Source organism: Streptomyces sp. NBC_01217 (assembly GCF_035994185.1).
GTDB lineage: Bacteria > Actinomycetota > Actinomycetes > Streptomycetales > Streptomycetaceae > Streptomyces.
This window is the reverse complement of sequence record NZ_CP108538.1, coordinates 5,228,252-5,244,905: the sequence shown is the minus strand read 5'-3', so window position 1 is coordinate 5,244,905 and position 16,654 is coordinate 5,228,252. Positions and strand designations below refer to the sequence as shown.

Here is a 16,654-nt window from a genome sequence, read left to right as displayed (position 1 = left end):
GACACGGGGTCACCGAAAGGCTGTGCATCATGCGGGACCGGACAGAGACCGACAGAGCGGCGCGGGCGGGGGAAGCGGAAGAGGCGGGCGGAGCGCCGACGGCGCCGCCCGCCGTTCGCGTACAGGGGCTGTGGAAGCGGTTCGGGAACCAGATCGCGGTCGCCGGCATCGATCTGGAGCTGCCCGCGGGCAAGTTCATCGGTCTGGTGGGGCCCAACGGCGCGGGCAAGACCACCACGCTGTCGATGGTCACCGGCCTGCTCCGCCCCGACCAGGGCCTGATCGAGGTCGGCGGCCACGACGTGTGGCGCGACCCGGTCGAGGTGAAGTCCAGGATCGGCGTGCTCCCCGAAGGGCTGCGGCTCTTCGAACGCCTCTCGGGGCGCGAACTCCTCGCGTACACCGGCAGATTGCGCGGGCTGCCCGGCGCCGAGGTCGACAAGCGGGCCACCCAGCTCCTCGATGTGCTCGATCTGGCGGGCTCCCAGCACAAGCTGGTCGTCGACTACTCGACCGGTATGCGGAAGAAGATCGGGCTCGCGGCCGCGCTGCTGCACAACCCCGAAGTGCTCTTCCTGGACGAGCCGTTCGAGGGCGTCGACCCGGTGTCGGCACAGACCATCCGCGAGGTCCTTGAGCGGTACACCCGCTCGGGGGCGACCGTCGTCTTCTCCAGCCATGTGATGGAGCTCGTGGAGTCCCTCTGCGACTGGGTGGCCGTCATGGCCGCGGGCACGATCAGGGCCCAGGGCACCCTGGCCGAGGTGCGCGGCGAGGCGTCCTCGCTGCAGAACGCCTTCCTCGAACTCGTCGGCGCGGGCTCCCGGACCACCGGTGACTCCCTGGACTGGCTGGGCGGCGACCGATGAGCGTGCTCGACGCCCCCGTGGGAACCGCCGCGGGGCGGGACGGCACGAGCGGGCGCGAGGGGCTCGTCGCCGTCTTCGTACGGCTCAAGCTGGCCCTGCTGCGCAACGGGCTGCGGCAGTCGGCCGGCCGGCGGGCCGCGTACCTCACGTCCGTCGTCTTCACCCTGCTCTTCGCGGCGGGTCAGCTGGTCGGGCTGATCGCGCTGCGCGGGAACGCCCACGCCGGCTCGCTCGTCGTCCTGCTGACCGCCGTGCTGGCGGTCGGCTGGACCGTGATGCCGCTGTTCTTCCCGGGCGGTGACGAGACCCTCGACCCGAGCCGGCTGGCGATGCTGCCGTTGCGGCCGCGCCCGCTGATCGGTGCGCTGCTGGTGTCGTCACTGATCGGGACCGGCCCGCTGTTCACGCTCTGTCTGGCGGCCGGTTCGGTGTTCGCGGTGGCGCGGGGGGCGGCCGGTGCGGTGTTCGCCGTGGTGGCCGTGCCGCTCACGCTGCTGGTGTGCGTCGCGCTGACACGGGCCGTGGCCACCGCCAACACCCGGCTGCTCACCTCGCGCAAGGGCCGCGATCTCGCGGTGCTCAGCGGGCTCGTGATCGCGGTGGGCTTCCAGCTCGTCAACTTCGGTGCGCAGCGGCTGGGCCGGGCGGGCGGGCTCGCCCCGCTCGATCCGGCCGCGGACGTGGTGCGCTGGCTGCCGCCCGCCTCGGCGATCGGGGCGGTGGACTCGGCGTCGCGGGGCTCGTACGGGCAGGCCGCCGTACAGCTGCTGGTGTCCGTGGCAGCGCTGCTCGCGCTGTTGTGGCTGTGGCAGCGGAGTCTGGTGAAGCTGATGACGGCGCCGGACGGGTCGACCCTGGCCGCCGCCGAGCCGACCCGCCGCAAGGCCGGCAGGAGCGGCGGTTCCGGGCTCTTGGCGCGCCTGTCCCAGGGCCGTACGGGACCGGTGCTGGAGCGCAGTCTGCGGTACGTCGCGCGCGATCCGAAGACCAAGGCCTCCTGGGTCACGGCGCTGGCGATCGGGCTGATCGTGCCGATGCTCAACGCGTTGCAGGGCACCGGCTCGCTCTACTTCGCCTGCTTCGCCGCCGGGATGCTCGGCATGCAGATGTACAACCAGTTCGGGCAGGACACCTCCGCGTTCTGGATGGTGGCGCTGACCATCTCCTCCACCCGGGACGCATACCTCGAACTGCGGGCGCGGGCGCTGGCGTTGCTGCTGATCACACTGCCGTACACGATTCTGGTGACGGCGGTGACGGCGGCCCTGCTCGGCGACTGGGGTGCGCTGCCGAAGGTCATGGGCCTTTCGTTCGCCATGCTGGGCGCCATGCTGGCGACGGGTGCGGTGGCGTCGGCGACCTTCCCGTACTCGATCCCGCAGGACGGGTTCAAGAACGTCGCACCGGGTCAGGTCGGGCTCGCCTGGATCTCGATCTTCGGCGGCATGGCCTCGGCGGCGCTGCTCTGCGCACCCGTGATCGCGGTGACGGTCTGGCTGCATCTGGCCGACCTGGAGCGGTGGCTGTGGCTGCTGCTGCCCGCGGGAGCCGGGTACGGGGCGCTGATCGCCTGGGCGGGGCTGCGGATCGCCGCTCCTCGGACGGCGAACCGGCTCCCGGAGATCCTGGCGGCGGTCAGCAAGGGCTGAGAGAGACCTGGGCAGGCCTTATGGGGATACGGGTTCGCGCTCGTCCCTGTGGTCCTCGGCGAACTGCTCCAGGAAGGGTTCGACCGCCGCGCGCCAGCCCTCCGGCTGGTCGTAGTGGACGAGATGGCCCGCGTCGGCCACCTCCGCGTACTGCCCGCGCGGCAGTACGCGGACCATCTCCTGGGCCTCCGCCCGGCCCAGCTCGCCGTCGAGCCCGCGGAGCACCAGGGTCGGGCACCGGACCTGTGCCAGCTCCTCCCAGTGCGCGTCGAACACCCAGGTGGCGCGGGACTGGAGCATCTGGCGGCGGGAGAAGACGGGGCGCCAGCCGTCGGCGCGCTCGGCCATCACCTCGGCGAAGAACTCGCCGCGGGCCGGGTTGGGCCGCTCCACCCAGGGGTCGTCCTCGCCGAACCACTTCCGTACGTCGGAGAGCGTCGCGAACGGCACCGGCCAGGACTTGAACCAGTCCTCCCACTCGCGCTGCGAGGCCGCGCCGAGCGCGGAGGCCCGCATGTCGCAGATGACCAGAGCCCGGACGAGATCGGGGCGCTTCGCGGCGAGCTGCCAGGCTGTGAGCGCTCCCATCGAATGCCCGACGAGGGTGACGGGGGCGAGGCCGAGCTGTTCGATCGCCGCCTCGGCGTCGGAGACGTACGCCTCACGGGTGTACGGGCCTTCGGCCGGCTTCTCGCTGCGGCCGTGCCCGCGCTGGTCGAGACCGACGGCGCGGTGCCGCTCGGCGAGCCAGCGGGTGGTCGAGGCCCAGTGCGAGGCCCGGCCCATCAAGCCGTGGAGCAATAAGACCCCGGGAGCGCGTTCGCCCTCCGTGCGCCCTTTGGGCGGGTCGGCGAACTCCCAGGCCGCGAGGCGTACGCCGTCGGTCCCGGTCACATCAATGCGCCGCACCATATGTTCTGGCACCCCCTTCTGGTCCTCGATCACCGATTGATCACCGCTCGATCGCCGTGTGGTCGCCGTGTGGTCGCGTCACGCCAGACTATCGAACCTTTATTCGAAAACCGGGTTCCGGCACCCAACACCCCTCGTTCGAGTGACCGCCTTCAAGGATTGACGGCGTCCGCGGCGGGGAGATCTTCTCCGGGAGGCGGGCCACTCGGGGATGAGGGCTCGTGGGGATCGACCTTGAGAGCTCGGGGCTCCAGGTCGAAGCAGGGGAGGACAGGCCCCGGCGCCGCGAGGCGCCGGGGCACTCTGTCGTCCGGGGCGCCGCACAGGACCGCGCGAAAGACGGCGACGCATGGGCGGCCCGGGCCATGGCAGCGACCTTCCGGCACGCGTGCCGGACATGCCGGATACGCCAGTACGACGGGCGCATGCGCCTGCTCCCTCCCCGACCGCGCGGCCAGGCGGCCGACACTCTCAGGTATGCCTCAGCCACAGCCTGGCATGCGATCCGCCCGGGCGCTGCGATTCCGGACGGAAAAACGGAAAGCGGACGTTACGGTTCAACGCCACGCTCGCCGGGTCTCGGGTGACGAAGCCCCTCAGCGCTTGGCCACGAACACGTGCGAGGCGATCTCGGCGTCCAGCTCCGCAGCCTCGCCGCTGCTGCCGACCAGCACCCCGCCGGGCGACTGGGTCACGCTGACCACGGAGCCCGGCTGCACACCCGCCCGCCGCAGCGTGTACATCAGCTGGGCGTCCGTCTGGATCGGCTCACCGATCCGGCGCACGACCACCGTCTTGCCCTCGGCGCCCGGATCGAGCTCCGACAGACTCACCATGCTCTCGTCGAGGAACGGGTCGGCCTCCGCCTTCTCGCCCAGTTCCTCCAGGCCCGGGATCGGATTCCCGTACGGGGACTCCGTCGGGTGACGCAGCAGCTCAAGCACCCGCCGCTCCACGGCCTCGCTCATCACATGCTCCCAACGGCATGCCTCGGCGTGCACCTGCTCCCACTCCAGACCGATCACGTCGACGAGCAGGCACTCGGCGAGCCGGTGCTTGCGCATCACACGGGTCGCCAGACGGCGCCCCTCGTCGGTCAGCTCCAGGTGACGGTCGCCCGCGACCTGCACCAGGCCGTCGCGCTCCATGCGCGCGACCGTCTGGCTGACCGTCGGACCGCTCTGGTCCAGCCGTTCCGCAATCCGGGCGCGCATGGGGACCACGCCTTCCTCTTCGAGTTCGAGGATGGTGCGGAGATACATCTCCGTTGTGTCGATCAGTCCGGACATTCGTGCCCCTCGATGCTGTGACATGAAAAACGTCGTACCGCTGGCCCTGACTCAATTCTGACGCATAGCGCCGACAACCGTGCCGCGCCGACCGAACACCGTGCAGCGAAGCCGCATGGGCGGTATTGACATGTCACTGGTCCAGACCGCAACGTGATCCGCGGCACGGACATCCCACCCCGCCGGAAAGGGCCTCCTCGATGAGCGACAGCAAGCTGGCCGGTCAGTTCTTCGACGCAGCGATCGGCCTGCTGGAGCGCGTGCGCGACGAGGAGTCCGGGGCCATCGCGGCCGCCGGTGCCGCGATCGCCGACACCGTCGCCGCGGGCGGCAGGCTCTTCGCCTTCGGCGCCGGGCACTCCTCGCTCGCCGCCCAGGACGTCGTCTACCGGGCGGGCGGGCTCGCCCTGATGAACCTGCTGGCCGTGCCGGGCACGGTCGGCGTCGACGTCATGCCCGCGACGCTCGGCTCGGCACTGGAACGGGTCGACGGGCTCGCGGGCGCGGTGCTCGACTCCAGCCCCGCGAAGGCGGGCGACGTCCTCGTGATCATCTCGCTCTCCGGACGCAACGCCCTTCCGGTGGAGATGGCGATGAACGCGCGGGCGCTCGGCCTGAAGGTCATCGGCGTCACCTCGGTCGCGTACGCGGACGGCACCCGGTCCCGGCACGGCTCGGGCGGCTTCCTGCGCGACCACTGCGACATCGTGCTCGACAGCAAGATCTCCATCGGCGACGCGGAGCTGACCGCCGACGGGATCGAGGCGCCGTTCGCGCCCGCGTCGACGGTCGTCACCAGCGCGGTGATGCAGGCCATGATGGCCGCGGCGGTCGAACAGCTCGTGGAGCGGGGGGTCGAGCCCCCGATGCTGCGGTCGGGGAACGTGGACGGCGGCCACGAGTGGAACGGACGCGTCATGACGGAGTACCGGGACCGGATCTTCTACCGCCACGGGGGGTGACCGGGGCCGTCGGTGAACGGTTCCGTCCTCAAACGCCGGACGGGCTGGTGGTACCGCCGCACGGGCTCGGAGTGCCGTCGGGCGGGCTAGGAGCGGTCCAGCACCTGCGCCAGGTCGACCGCCGCCGCGACACGGACCGCCACGCTCTCCGCGTACGCCGCGTCGGGGCGTACGAAAGGGGCTCGGTGGGCGGAGCGCAGGAACGTCACCACGCCCAGCGTGCGCGCCCGGCTCCGTAGTACCGCGCACAGTGCATGCGCCGAATCGGCCGGCCACTGCCGTTCGGCGGCCCATGCCCCGGCCCCGGACCCCGCGCCCGCACTTGCGCGCACCGAACCCGTGCGGTCCACCGCCTGAAGGGCCGGATGCCCCGGTGCGTACCGCAACGGGATGCCACCACCGGCCACCGGCAGGCACGGCCCCGGCTCACCGGCCGGCGTCGCCGCCACCCGCACCAGCCGCTCCCCCGCCACCAGATCGATCAGCGCATGGTCGGCGAACCCCGCGAGCGCGTAGTCCAGATAGGACGTCGCCGCCTCCATCGGGTCCTCGCACTCCGACGCCGACCGCGAGGCCCGGTGCAACTGGTTCGAACGAAACCGCACCCGGTCCGACTCCTGCGCCGCCAGCTTCTCCGCCGTCACGTCCTGGAACAGCCACCCGACCCCCAGCGGAACCGGCTCCTCCGTCAGCGGTGACGCCAGCCGCAGAAAGCCACTGCGCCAGCAGCGCCGCCCATCCCCCTCCACCGTCCGCAGCGTCACCCACAACTCGGCGGGCGCCGGTGGTGCGCCCTCGGCCAGTACATGCTGCAACGCGCCCTCCAGGTCCTCGACGCCCTGCACGACCAGCTCCCCCAGCGGGCGCCCCAGCAGCGTCGTACGGCCGGCGCCCAGCGCCCGCGCCGCATGGGCGTTGACGACCGTCGGCCGCAGATCGGCGTCGACGAGCACCACACCCCACGACGCGTCGTCGAACAGCGCCTCGCTCAGCGCGATCGACCGCTCCAGATCGATCTGCGCATGCACCTCGCCGAACGCGCAGTACACCCCCGCCGGCTTCCCGTCCGCACCCCGGACCCCCGCCGACTGCGTCCGTACGAGCACCCGCCCGCCGTCCTTGCGCAGCAACGCGAACTCATGGACTTGGCGACCGCCCCCGTCCATGGCCGCCATCAGCCGCCCCTGCACCTCCCCCGCATCCGCCCGCCGCACCGCCCACCCGGCAAGCCCGGACCGCCCCACGGCCTCCCGTGCCGACCAGCCGAGAATCCGCTCGGCCTCACGGTTCCAGTGGGTGATCGTGCCGTCCGCGTCGAACGCACAGAGCGCCGCGTCCATCCCGTCGAGCAGCGCCGCGAGCAACTCGGCCCCGGGCCCGGTCCCCGGCCCCTCGTCGGGGTCGAGCGCATCGGTCGTTCCGCTGCTCGTGGACGCACTCATCCCGTACCCCCTTGCAGGACGCATCCGGCATTTCCGCACGTCAGACCATTCAACTCGAACGTGACCCAGCGCACATCGAGTTCCCGGAAATCCACTCCCCATCCGATACAGGATCCGGCCGCCTAACACGCCGAACGCCGCAGACGGCGCTCGGCGAACCTCCGCTACCGCGCCCGCAGATCACACAACCGCACCCGCCCGAAAGGCTGGCTGCCGCCCTCGGTGCAACACCGGGTCGACACCACTTTGGCGACCGCCCACCGTCTCTCCCGATACGCACCAGTCACCGAGATCCACATCGAACAGGTCGCCTTCGACACCCACGTCATGAGCGCGGGCCACGACCTCACCACCGCCGAGTACCGCAACGGCACCCTCGCGGGCACCGAAATCCGCGCATACCTGCTCGCCACATGGGGACGCACCTGCGCCTACTGCGGAGCCTCCGGCATCCCCCTGAACATCGACCACATCCAGCCCCTCAGCCGCGGCGGCTCCAGCCGCATCTCCAACCTCACTCTCGCCTGCATCAGCTGCAACCAGGCCAAGGGCTCCACCCGCGTCGAAGAATTCCTGGCCCACCGCCCCGCCCGCCTCGCGGCCATCCGTGCACAGAGCAAGGCAACACTCCGCGACGCCGCCGTCATGAACGCGACCCGGCAACTGCTCACAGACGCCCTCACAGCCCTCGGAAAACCGGTGAGGACCTGGTCGGGAGGCCGTACGAAGTGGAACCGCACCGCCATGAGCCTGCCCAAGACACACACTCGACGCCCTCTGCGTCGGACAGCTCGTCCACCAGGCGGGCGCTGCGGTCGTCCGCGTCCCCCAGCACGTCCAGATCGTTGCGGCAACGGGCCGCGGAAGCTACGCCCGCACCACCCCCGACCGGTACGGATTCCCCCGGCTCGTCCGTGCGCGCCAGAAGCGGCATCACGGTTCGCCACCGGCGACCTGGTCCGCGCCTCTATTTCCAAGGGCAAGGGGGCAGGGACATGGACCGGGCGCATCTCCGTCCGCGCTTCCGGAAAACACAGTCTCAGCACGCCGGTGGGCCGCTTCACCGTGTCCCACAGGAATCTTCGACTACTGCAGCGTGCCGACGGATACGCGTACAGCTACCGGCAGGAAGTCACCGAATAAATGGGTTGAGCCGTTCTCCGAGAGTTCATAGGCTGCTGCCAGCGATGAAAGGAGGTGATCCGAAAAGTGCAGTCTTATCGGATTCGTGAGGTGGCTGCGGGCTGACAGCCCGTCGTCGCACACAGTGCACCTCGGCAGGCTGTCTGCCGAAACCCAAGCAGTCACCGACCCGCAGGCTCGCCGGTAAGTCCGGCCGGCTCCTTCGTGCACGGAGGAACCAGAGCCTGCGGGTTTCTGCATGTCCGGAGGGGAATGGGGCGGGTTACGGGCACAGGCGCTCCACGCGCCATTTCTCGCCCTCGCGTACATACCTCAGCCGGTCGTGCAGGCGGTTCTCGTGGCCCTGCCAGAACTCGATCGTGTCGGGGACGACGCGGAAGCCGCCCCAGTTCGGGGGTGCGGGGATGTGTTCGCCCTCGGGGTAGCGGGCGGCCAGTTCCTCGTAGCGTTCGATCAGTTCGTCGCGGGAGTCGATCACCGTCGACTGGGCGCTCGCCCAGGCGCCGAGCTGGGAGCCGTGCGGGCGGGAGCGGAAGTAGGCGACCGTTTCGTCGCGGCCGACGCGGGCCGCCGTGCCGGTGACGACGACCTGGCGGGACATGGGGTGCCAGGGGAAGAGCAGCGAGACGTACGGGTTGGCGGTCAGTTCGCGGCCCTTGCGGGATTCGTAGTTGGTGAAGAAGACGAAGCCGCGGTCGTCGTACTTCTTCAGCAGCACGGTGCGCGATGACGGCCGGCCCTCGGGGGTGGCGGTGGAGACCACCATCGCGTTGGGCTCATGGAGCACCCCGCCCACGGCGACCTGCCGGAACCAGTGGGCGAACTGCTGCATCGGGTCGGCGGCCAGCGTGTCCTCGGTGAAGCCCTCGGAGCGGTACTGCTCGCGCATCGCGGCCGGGTCGATGGTGGAATCGGAGGGGGAATCTGCTGTGGGCACGGGGCCATCCTGCCGCAGTGGCCGAGTCTGCCCGTCAACGAGGGGCGTCAACCCGTCACCGGCGATTCGGGGGGCTGTGCCGGATGTCACGCTTCCCCGCGTCCTGGGAACCCGCCAGTATCTTGGGCAGGCCGTTGTGGCCTCCGCAGAGCCGCTGACCGAGGGAGCCGCCATGTCCGACTTCGTGCCGGGACTAGAGGGAGTCGTCGCGTTCGAGACGGAGATCGCCGAACCGGACAAGGAAGGCGGTTCGCTCCGCTACCGCGGTGTCGACATCGAGGATCTCGTCGGCCGTGTGTCGTTCGGGAACGTGTGGGGTCTGCTGGTCGACGGGGCGTTCAATCCCGGTCTGCCGCCCGCCGAGCCGTTCCCGATCCCGGTGCACTCCGGGGACATCCGGGTCGATGTGCAGTCCGCGCTGGCCATGCTCGCTCCCGTGTGGGGGCTGAAGCCGCTGCTCGACATCGACGAGGAGACGGCGCGCAACGATCTGGCGCGGGCCGCCGTGATGGCGCTGTCGTACGTCGCGCAGTCGGCGCGCGGGCAGGGGCTGCCGATGGTTCCGCAGAGCGAGATCGACAAGGCGCAGTCCGTGGTCGAGCGGTTCATGATCCGCTGGCGCGGTGAGCCGGACCCCAAGCACGTCAAGGCCGTCGACGCGTACTGGACGTCGGCCGCCGAGCACGGCATGAACGCGTCCACGTTCACCGCCCGGGTCATCGCGTCGACGGGCGCCGATGTGGCGGCGGCGCTGTCGGGTGCGGTGGGTGCGATGTCGGGGCCGCTGCACGGGGGTGCGCCGTCCCGGGTGCTCGGCATGATCGAGGAGATCGAGCGGACCGGGGACGCCACCGCGTATGTGAAGAGGGCCCTGGACAAGGGTGAGCGGCTGATGGGCTTCGGGCACCGGGTGTACCGGGCGGAGGACCCGCGGGCGCGCGTTCTGCGGCGTACGGCCGAGGAGTTGGGCGCGCCGCGCTTCGAGGTGGCGCAGGCGCTGGAGAAGGCCGCGCTGGAGGAGCTGCACGCGCGGCGCCCGGACCGGGTGCTGGCGACGAACGTGGAGTTCTGGGCGGCGATCATGCTTGACTTCGCGGAGGTTCCGGCGCACATGTTCACGTCGATGTTCACGTGTGCGCGTACGGCGGGCTGGTCGGCGCACATTCTGGAGCAGAAGCGGACGGGGCGGCTGGTGCGTCCTTCGGCGAGGTACGTGGGGCCGGGGTCGCGTGATCCGCGGGAGATCGAGGGGTACGAGCAGATCACGGATCTGAAGGCCTGAACCGCCGGTGGGGTGCGGGGCCGGCGGCGGGCCTGCCGGCCCCGGGGCTCAAGCCAGGGCGTTGTCCAGGAGTGTCGCCCACTGGGCCACGACCTTCCGGCGCCGGGCGGTGTCGTCGGTGAGTACGTTGGCGAGGCCGAGGCCGCGGGCCATGTCGAGGAGGCCCTGGACGGTTTCGCGTACGCCGGGTCTCGTCTCGTCGGCGGTGAGGAGTTCGACGGCGATGCGGTGGGTCTCGCGGCCGACGCGGGCTTCGAGTTCGGTGACGCGGGGGTGGAGTTGTTCCTCGTTGGACGCGGCGACCCAGAGTTGGAGCGCGGCGCGGAAGAGCGGGCCGGTGTAGAGGTCGACGAGGGCGGCGACGACGGCCGTGCGGCCCTGGACGGGCAGGGCGCACAGGGCGGCGGAGCGTTCTTCGGCGACGTATTCGACGGCTGCGGTGAACAGGTCCTCGCGGGTCGGGAAGTGGTGCTGAGCCGCGCCGCGCGAGACGCCCGCGCGTTCGGCGACGACGGAGACGGTGGAGCCTGCCCAGCCGTGTTCGGCGAGGCAGGCGACCGCGGCTTCGAGGAGCCGTCGTCGGGTGGCGCGGCTGCGGTCCTGTTTGGGGGTCCGGTCGGTGGGGGGCGTCACAACACCCATGCGGGGTCCCGCCGTTCGAGGAAGGCCGTCATCCCTTCCCGTGCCTCGGCGGAGGCGAAGAGTGCTGCCGAGCGGGCGATGAGGTCTTCGGTGTGCTGGTCGAAATTTTCCAGCACAGTAGCTGTGACCAGTGCCTTCGATGCTGCCAGCCCCTGGGGTGAGGCTCTGCGCAGTCCGTCCAGTACGGGGGCGAGCGCCTTGTCCACGTCCTCGGCGGCAAGGGTGATCAGGGAGATGCGGGCCGCTTCGGTCGCGTCGAAGCGTTCGCCGGTGAGGTAGTAGCGGGCTGCGGCGCGCGGGTCGGTGCGGGGCAGCAGTGGCATGGAGATGACGGCGGGGGCGAGGCCGAGCCGGGATTCGGTGAGGGCGAACGAGGCGTCGGGGCCCGCTGCGGAGATGTCGCAGGCGCTCAGCAGTCCGAGGCCGCCCGCGCGGACGTGTCCGGTGACGCGGGCGACGACGGGTTTGGGCAGGGCGACGATCTGCCGCATCAGGGCGACGAAGGCCGCGGAGTCGGGTGGTCCGGTGAGGTCCGCTCCCGCGCAGAACGTGTTGCCGGTGTGGGTGAGGACGACCGCTCGTACGGTGTCGTCGGCCGCGCACGCGTCCAGGGCGGTGGAGAGCGCGCCGACCAGCCGGGCGGAGAGCGCGTTGCGGTTGGCCGGTGAGTCGAGGGCGAGGGTGGTGATGCCCCGGTCGTGGGTGGGTCCGGCCAGCGGCGGTGTCATGTGTTGGTCTCCATCTCGCGGGACTTCTCCCTGTCGCGCAGTTCGCGGCGGAGGATCTTGCCCGAGGCCGCGCGCGGTACGGCGCCGATGAACTCGACCTGGCGGACCTTCTTGTACGGGGCGACGCGTTCGGCGACGTATGCCATGACGGCGTCCGCCGTGAGGTCCTCGCCCGCCGCGGAGGGCCGGCGGACCAGGTATGCCTTGGGGACCTCGTTGCCGTCGGTGTCGTACACCCCGATGACGGCGGCGTCCGCGATCGACTCGTGGCCGAGCAGCAGGGCTTCGAGTTCGGCGGGGGCGACCTGGTAGCCCTTGTACTTGATGAGTTCCTTGACCCGGTCGACGACGAACAGCCAGCCGTCGGTGTCGACGTGTCCGACGTCGCCGGTGTGCACCCAGCCGTCGGCGTCGATCATGTCGGAGGTGGCTTCGGGGCGGCCGAGGTAGCCCTTCATGACCTGCGGTCCGCGGATCAGGATCTCGCCGTCGGTCCCGGCGGGGGCGTCCTGGCCGGCGTCGTCGAGGGAGATGATCCGCATCTCGGTGCTGGGCAGGAGTCTGCCGACGGCTCCGGGCGGCGGGTTCTCGGCGGCGAGGGGGACGACATGGGTGCCGGGTGAGAGTTCCGTCATTCCGTACGCCTGACGTACGGGCGGCAGTCCCAGGCGCCGGGAGCAGGCGGCGGCGAGTTCGGCGTCGAGCGGGGCGGCGGCGCTGACGACGTACTGCAGTGAGGACAGGTCGTACTGGGCGACCGCTGGGTGCTTCGCGAGGGCGAGGACGATCGGCGGGGCCACGTACAGGCCGGTGATCCGGTGCTTCTCGATCGCGGCGAGGAACTGGGTGAGGTCGAAGCGCGGCAGTACGACGACGGTGGCGCCGAGCCGCAGCGGGGCGTTCATCAGGGCGGTGAGGCCGTATATGTGGAAGAACGGGAGGACGGCGAGGATCCGGTGGCCGGGGTTCATCGGGATGACCGGCCGCAGCTGCTCCAGGTTGGTGGCCATGGAGCGGTGGGTGAGCATGACGCCCTTGGGTGTGCCGGTGGTGCCGGAGGAGTACGGCAGTGCGGCTATGTCCTCGGCAGGGTCGATGGTGATCCGCGGTTCGGGGGCGGTGGAGCCCAGCATGTCGAGTACGGAGGTGTGTCCGTCGGCCCGGTCGCAGACGAATATCTCCTCCATGCCGCCTACGAGTTCGGCGGCGCGGCGTGCGGTTTCGAGGAGCGGGGAGACGGTGACGATCCAGCGGGCGGAGGAGTCGCGGAGCTGTTTGGCGAACTCCTCCGCCGTGGCGAGGGGGTGCACGGTGGTGACGGTGGCACCCGCCCGGGTGGCTCCGAAGAACACGGTCGGGTAGGCGAGGGTGTTGGGGCTGTGCAGGGCGACGACATCACCCTTGCGGACCCCGGTGGCGGCGAGCGCCGCCGCGATCCGGCGGTGGAATGTGTCGAGCTGCCGGTAGGTGAGCGTAGTGGCCCCGTCGGTGCCGTCGATCAGGGCGACCGTGTCGCCGTAGGTGTCGGCGGCCTGTCCGAGGACCGCGTCATGGATGGGGAGGTCGAGCGGCTGGACGTCTGCATACTCGCTGCGGAACACGTTCGCCATGGCGAATCCCTTCGAACGGCGGGTGGAGGGACAGAGTCCCCTGTGTCAGTACGACTTGGGGAGACCCAGGGACTGATGGGAAACGTAGTTCAGGATCATTTCCCGGCTGACGGGTGCGATCCGGGCGACGCGGGACGCGGTGATCAGGGACGCGATGCCGTACTCGCGGGTGAGGCCGTTGCCGCCGAGGGTGTGCACGGCCTGGTCGACGGCTTTGACGCAGGCCTCGCCCGCCGCGTATTTCGCCATGTTGGCGGCCTCGCCCGCGCCGATGTCGTCACCCTCGTCGTACAGCCGGGCGGCCTTCTGCATCATCAGCCGGGCCAGTTCCAGTTCGATGTGGGCCTGGGCTAGGGGGTGGGCGATGGCCTGGTGGGAACCGATGGGTTCCTTCCACACCTGGCGGGTCTTCGCGTAGTCGACGGCGCGGGCGAGTGCGTATCGGCCCATGCCTATGGCGAACGCGGCGGTCATGATGCGTTCGGGGTTGAGTCCGGCGAAGAGCTGGAGCAGCCCGGCGTCCTCTCCCCCACTCTCGGCTTCGCTCGAGCGGGAGGGGCCCCCTCCGACCAGGGCGTCGGCGGGCAGCCGTACGTCGTCGAGCACCAGCTCGAACTGCTTCTCCGGGGCCTGGAGTTCCATGTCGATCTGCGAGCGCCCGAAGCCGGGGGCGTCGCGCGGGACGATGAAGAGGCAGGGTTTGAGCGTGCCGGTCCTGGCGTCCTCGGTGCGGCCGACGATGAGGGTGGCGTCGGCGATGTCGACGCCGGAGACGAAGACCTTGCGGCCGGTGAGCAGCCAGTCCTCGCCGTCCCTGCGGGCGGTGGTGGTGATGCGGTGGGAGTTGGAGCCCGCGTCGGGTTCGGTGATGCCGAAGGCCATGGTGAGGGAGCCGTCGGCGAGGCCGGGGAGCCACTGCTGCTTCTGGGTGTCGGTGCCGAAGCGGGCGATGACGGTGCCGCAGATCGCCGGGGAGACGATCATCATGAGGAGGGGTGATCCTGCTGCCCCCAACTCTTCGAGGACTATGGAGAGTTCAGTCATGCCCCCGCCTCCGCCGCCGTGCTCCTCGGGGAGGTTGACCCCCAGGTAGCCGAGCTTGGCGGCTTCGGCCCACAGCTCGCGGGGGTGGGCTCCTTCGCGTACGACGGAGGTCATGTAGTCGCGCCCGTACCGCTTTCCGAGTGCGGCGACGGCGGCGCGCAGGGCCTGGTGCTCTTCGGTTTCGAGAACGGTGCTCATGGGGTCGGTTCCTCCTGTGCGTCTTGCACGACGGCGAGCAGGGCGCCGACCTCCACCTGGAGGCCGGGTGCGGCATGCAGTGCGGTGAGGGTGCCGGAGGCGGGGGCGAGGATGCGGTGTTCCATCTTCATCGCCTCCAGCCAGATGAGTGGCTGCCCGGCTTCGACCGCCGTCCCGGGCCCGAGCCCTTCCGCGATGCGTACGACGGTGCCGGGCATGGGGGCGAGCAGTGAGCCGGGTTCGGTCCGGTCGGTGGGGTCGGTGAAGCGGGGCAGGGCGGTGAAGGTGTACGAGCCTGTGGCTGTGTCCACGTACACCGTGTCCCGGTGGACCGTGATGGCGAAGTGGCGGGTGACGGGGCCGGCTTCGAGGGTGACGTGGCCGGGGCGGGCGGCGATGACCCGTTCTCCGGTTTCGGGGACGGGTCCGGTGCGGGTGGTGCGGTAGGCGGCCTGGTGTTCGGTGCCGTCGGGCTCCGAGCGGTAGCGCTTGGCCTGGGGTTGCGAGGGGATGTTGCGCCAGGCGCCGAGGCGGGCGGGGCCGGGTCCGGGCCCGTGGTGGCGGGTGGCGGCGTCGGCGAGGGCGGCGGCCAGGGCGGCGAGGCGCTGGTCCGCTTCCTCCGGGGGCGGGGTGAAGGCGACGAGGTGGCGGTCGTAGAAGCCGGTGTCGAGGCGGGCGGCGCGGAAGTCGGGGTGGCGCAGGGACCGTACGAGCAGGTCGCGGTTGGTGACCGGGCCGTGGATGCGGGCGCGTTCCAGGGCGCGGGCGAGGAGGCGTACGGCTTCGCTCCGGGTGGGGGCGTGGGCGATGACCTTGGCGAGCATCGGGTCGTAGTGCACGCCGATGGTGTCGCCGCCGGTGTACCCGGTGTCCAGGCGCAGTCCGGGTTCGTCGGGTACGTCCAGCGTGAGCAGTGCTCCGGTCTGCGGCTGCCAGTCGCGGGCGGGGTTCTCGGCGTAGAGGCGGGCCTCGACGGCGTGTCCGTGGGGGGCGGGGGGTGCGGTGGCGGGCAGTGGTTCGCCTTCCGCGATGCGCAGTTGCAGGGCGACGAGGTCGAGCCCGAAGACCGCTTCGGTGACGGGGTGTTCGACCTGGAGGCGGGTGTTCATCTCCAGGAAGTACGGCCGCCCGTCGGCGGTGAGGAGGAATTCGACGGTGCCCGCGCTCCGGTAGCCGACCGCGCGGGCGGCGGCCACGGCGGCCTCGTGCAGCCGGGTGTGCAGGGCGTCGTCGAGACCGGGTGCGGGGGCCTCCTCGATGACCTTCTGGTGGCGGCGCTGGAGTGAGCAGTCACGGGTGCCGAGCGCCCAGACGCCGCCGTGTTCGTCGGCCATGACCTGGACCTCGACGTGTCGGCCGCGCTCCACGTACGGCTCCGCGAAGACCTCGCCGTCCCCGAACGCGGCGGCTGCCTCGGCGGAAGCGGCCGTCAACTCGCCCGGAAGATCGGCCAGTCGACGTACGATCCGCATCCCGCGTCCGCCCCCGCCCGCCGCCGCCTTCAGCAGCAGCGGCAGGTCACCTGCGGTCGCCTGCGCCGGGTCGACGGGGGCGAGCAGCGGCACCCCGGCGGCGGCCATGAGTTCCTTGGCCCGGGTCTTGGACGCCATCAGCTCGATGGCCTTGACCGGCGGCCCCACCCATACGAGACCGGCGTCCTGCACGGCCTGGGCGAATCCGGCGTTCTCGGAGAGGAATCCGTAGCCGGGGTGCACGGCGTCCGCGCCCGCCGCGAGCGCGGCGCGCACGACGAGGTCGCCGCGCAGATAGGTGTCGGCGGGCGCGGCCCCCGGCAGCCTTACGGCGGTGTCCGCCTCCCTCATGTGCAGCGCGTCGGCGTCGGCGTCCGAGTAGACGGCGACGGTGGCGATGCCCAGCGCGCGGCAGGTGCGGAAGATCCGGCAGGCGATCTCGCCCCGGTTGGCGACGAGCAGGGTGCTGATCATG

Annotated in this window: 13 protein-coding genes and 1 pseudogene; 5 read left to right on the top strand and 9 right to left on the bottom strand. The window is 71.0% G+C overall.

Going from position 1 to position 16,654, the window contains the following annotated elements:
* Positions 1-29: 29 nt before the first annotated feature.
* Both OG507_RS23490 and OG507_RS23485 read left to right on the top strand, forming a co-directional pair.
* Positions 30-869 carry an ABC transporter ATP-binding protein gene (locus tag OG507_RS23490; protein ID WP_327369164.1) on the top strand — a complete coding sequence of 280 codons (840 nt, stop codon included), beginning with the start codon at positions 30-32 and terminating at the stop codon, positions 867-869.
* On the top strand, positions 866-2,518 hold the full coding sequence (locus OG507_RS23485; RefSeq protein WP_327369163.1) for a transporter: 1,653 nt from the start codon (positions 866-868) through the stop codon (positions 2,516-2,518). The genes OG507_RS23490 and OG507_RS23485 overlap by 4 nt, the downstream gene beginning before the upstream one ends.
* Before the next feature lie 18 nt (positions 2,519-2,536).
* Here the strand turns inward: OG507_RS23485 and OG507_RS23480 are convergent, their stop codons facing one another.
* Both OG507_RS23480 and OG507_RS23475 read right to left on the bottom strand, forming a co-directional pair.
* The gene (locus OG507_RS23480) at positions 2,537-3,430 is read right to left on the bottom strand and encodes an alpha/beta fold hydrolase (RefSeq protein ID WP_327372061.1); all 894 of its coding nucleotides are present in this window, start codon (positions 3,428-3,430) and stop codon (positions 2,537-2,539) included.
* A 596-nt stretch (positions 3,431-4,026) separates the two neighbouring features.
* Positions 4,027-4,719 carry a metal-dependent transcriptional regulator gene (locus OG507_RS23475; protein WP_327369162.1) on the bottom strand — a complete coding sequence of 231 codons (693 nt, stop codon included), beginning with the start codon at positions 4,717-4,719 and terminating at the stop codon, positions 4,027-4,029.
* 200 nt (positions 4,720-4,919) lie between these two features.
* On the opposite strand from OG507_RS23475, the gene OG507_RS23470 reads away from it, so the two are divergent.
* The gene (locus tag OG507_RS23470) at positions 4,920-5,681 is read left to right on the top strand and encodes an SIS domain-containing protein (RefSeq protein WP_327369161.1); all 762 of its coding nucleotides are present in this window, start codon (positions 4,920-4,922) and stop codon (positions 5,679-5,681) included.
* Between the two features lie 86 nt (positions 5,682-5,767).
* On the opposite strand, the gene OG507_RS23465 is transcribed toward OG507_RS23470, so the two are convergent.
* The gene (locus OG507_RS23465) at positions 5,768-7,123 is read right to left on the bottom strand and encodes a PAS domain-containing protein (RefSeq protein WP_327369160.1); all 1,356 of its coding nucleotides are present in this window, start codon (positions 7,121-7,123) and stop codon (positions 5,768-5,770) included.
* Between the two features lie 144 nt (positions 7,124-7,267).
* Between OG507_RS23465 and iscB the strand changes: the two are divergent.
* Positions 7,268-8,266: pseudogene (gene iscB, locus OG507_RS23460) on the top strand (RNA-guided endonuclease IscB); the annotation flags it as partial.
* A 262-nt stretch (positions 8,267-8,528) separates the two neighbouring features.
* On the opposite strand, the gene pdxH reads toward iscB, so the two are convergent.
* A complete protein-coding gene (gene pdxH / locus OG507_RS23455; protein ID WP_327372060.1) occupies positions 8,529-9,155 on the bottom strand; it encodes a pyridoxamine 5'-phosphate oxidase in 627 nt (208 codons plus the stop codon).
* A 220-nt stretch (positions 9,156-9,375) separates the two neighbouring features.
* Here pdxH and OG507_RS23450 point away from each other — a divergent pair, with 220 nt between their 5' ends.
* Positions 9,376-10,485: a citrate synthase 2 gene (locus OG507_RS23450; RefSeq protein WP_327369159.1), complete on the top strand. Its 1,110-nt coding sequence runs from the start codon at positions 9,376-9,378 to the stop codon at positions 10,483-10,485.
* Between the two features lie 48 nt (positions 10,486-10,533).
* On the opposite strand, the gene OG507_RS23445 is transcribed toward OG507_RS23450, so the two are convergent.
* Genes OG507_RS23445 through OG507_RS23425 form a run of 5 tightly spaced genes read right to left on the bottom strand, consistent with a single transcriptional unit; the run spans position 10,534 to position 16,653 of the window.
* Complete coding sequence (locus tag OG507_RS23445) at positions 10,534-11,127, bottom strand: TetR/AcrR family transcriptional regulator (RefSeq protein WP_327369158.1); 594 nt, start codon at positions 11,125-11,127, stop codon at positions 10,534-10,536.
* Positions 11,115-11,855 carry an enoyl-CoA hydratase family protein gene (locus OG507_RS23440; RefSeq protein ID WP_327369157.1) on the bottom strand — a complete coding sequence of 247 codons (741 nt, stop codon included), beginning with the start codon at positions 11,853-11,855 and terminating at the stop codon, positions 11,115-11,117. Before OG507_RS23440 ends, OG507_RS23445 begins: the two co-directional genes overlap by 13 nt.
* The gene (locus OG507_RS23435; RefSeq protein WP_327369156.1) at positions 11,852-13,465 is read right to left on the bottom strand and encodes a 4-coumarate--CoA ligase family protein; all 1,614 of its coding nucleotides are present in this window, start codon (positions 13,463-13,465) and stop codon (positions 11,852-11,854) included. The genes OG507_RS23440 and OG507_RS23435 overlap by 4 nt, the downstream gene beginning before the upstream one ends.
* Before the next feature lie 45 nt (positions 13,466-13,510).
* On the bottom strand, positions 13,511-14,707 hold the full coding sequence (locus OG507_RS23430) for an acyl-CoA dehydrogenase family protein (RefSeq protein ID WP_327369155.1): 1,197 nt from the start codon (positions 14,705-14,707) through the stop codon (positions 13,511-13,513).
* A complete protein-coding gene (locus tag OG507_RS23425; RefSeq protein ID WP_327369154.1) occupies positions 14,704-16,653 on the bottom strand; it encodes an acetyl/propionyl/methylcrotonyl-CoA carboxylase subunit alpha in 1,950 nt (649 codons plus the stop codon). Before OG507_RS23425 ends, OG507_RS23430 begins: the two co-directional genes overlap by 4 nt.
* Position 16,654: the final 1 nt, after the last annotated feature.